Consider the following 1,559-nt stretch of genomic DNA (forward strand, 5'->3'; position numbering starts at 1 on the left):
CCTCCTCGTATAATATGATTAGTCTTATTTGACCATATCATTCACTTTGTATTAGTCATTTAAGGCTGACTTAAACCTATAGCTCTTATGAGTTATAATTGTTTCGTATAGATAGAGGTCGTAGTTTTCCTCCTTGAAGCGCTGTCTTCCATGTTAAGACTGACGCCTCTTTCTCTGCGGACAGTATATGTATGAGCTGGATAGAACTTCGTTTCTGAATCTCACACGAGGATATATCGTCCCAGAGCTAAGAGGATAACCCCTATCTAAATTCTTATGGAAAGGTTGATCCTTATGTTCTTTTTAGGCATTGACATCGGTAAACGCCATCACGAAGCGGCTCTCATTGATGATAATGGAAAACAAATCGGAAAATCTTTACGCTTTTCCAATTCTAAAGCAGGAAGCGACAGGCTTCTTGATTTCATCAATCAACATCAATTATTACCGGATAATACACTCATCGGTCTTGAAGCAACAGGTCATTACTGGCTGTCTGTCTTTTCGTTTTTAACCGCATTAGACTTTCAAGTCGTTCCCTTTAACCCAATTCAGTCGGATACGCTACGTAATTTTTATCTGCGTAAAACGAAGACGGATACCATCGACGCTGTCCTAATCGCTCAGGTCATCCGTATGGATTTACCTGACCAAACTTACATTCATTCGGAAGATCACATCCGTTTAAAGAAGCTTTCTCGCTTCCGCTATAGTTTGGTCGATCAGGCTTCTGATTTAAAGCGACAAGTCATTGCCTCGCTTGATCAAGTGTTTCCTGAATATGAACAGCTTTTTTCGGATATGTTTGGTAAATCTTCCACTCAATTACTCCTTCAATCACCTCTGCCTGAAGATTTATTAGAAATTGACGCGGAGTCCTTGATTACTCTTCTCAACGAAGCCAGTCAAGGACGACTAACACGCGATAAATCATCAGAAAAAGTGGCTCAGTTACATACACTGGCTAAAGATTCCTTTGGCATTCGTGTCGCTACCGATGTGTATAAACTTCAAATTCAATTGTTACTTGAACAACTCGTCTTACTAGAAAAACAAATACAATTGGTCGAACAAGAAATGAATGAACAGATTGTTGATCAGGACTTCCATCTCACTACCATTACAGGGATTGGTCCTGTCACAGCAGCGACAATCATTGGTGAAATTGGTGATATTCATCGGTTTGAACGGCCCAACCAATTGCTTGCATTTGCAGGTTTAGATGCCTCTGTCCATCAATCAGGAGATTTCACAGCCTCTCGAAATAAATTATCTAAGCGTGGCTCTCCTTATCTAAGACGAGCCATTTGGCAAGCTGCCTTTGTCGCTGCTTTTCGTGATCCTGCTTTATCGTTGTACTATCAATCCCTCAGAAAGAGAGGAAAACATCATGGCACAGCGATTGGCGCAGTATGTCGAAAATTAGTCAATATTATTTTTGCCATTTGGACACAAGATAAACCTTACGAACCTCATATTAACCCCGAACTATCAAAAGATTAATCAATTTTTTTAGCCCTGTGTTCGGCTTTTTTGTCATGCTTTCAATTATCACCTCT

General features: G+C 40.1%; 1 protein-coding gene. It reads left to right on the forward strand.

The window, feature by feature from the left end; genetic code table 11:
* Positions 1 to 294: 294 nt before the first annotated feature.
* A complete protein-coding gene (locus ACLGL1_RS09740) occupies positions 295 to 1,503 on the forward strand; it encodes an IS110 family transposase (protein WP_411008480.1) in 1,209 nt (402 codons plus the stop codon).
* The last annotated feature ends 56 nt before the right edge of the window (positions 1,504 to 1,559 follow it).

Origin of the sequence: Peptococcus simiae, from assembly GCF_046569735.1 — a bacterium.
In the GTDB taxonomy this organism is placed as follows: Bacteria; Bacillota; Peptococcia; order Peptococcales; family Peptococcaceae; genus Peptococcus; species Peptococcus simiae_A.

What these genes read in the sequence shown, in the direction of transcription:
- ACLGL1_RS09740 (WP_411008480.1), top strand. Translation starts at nt 295, where the DNA reads ATGTTCTTTTTAGGCATTGACATCGGTAAACGCCATCACGAAGCGGCT.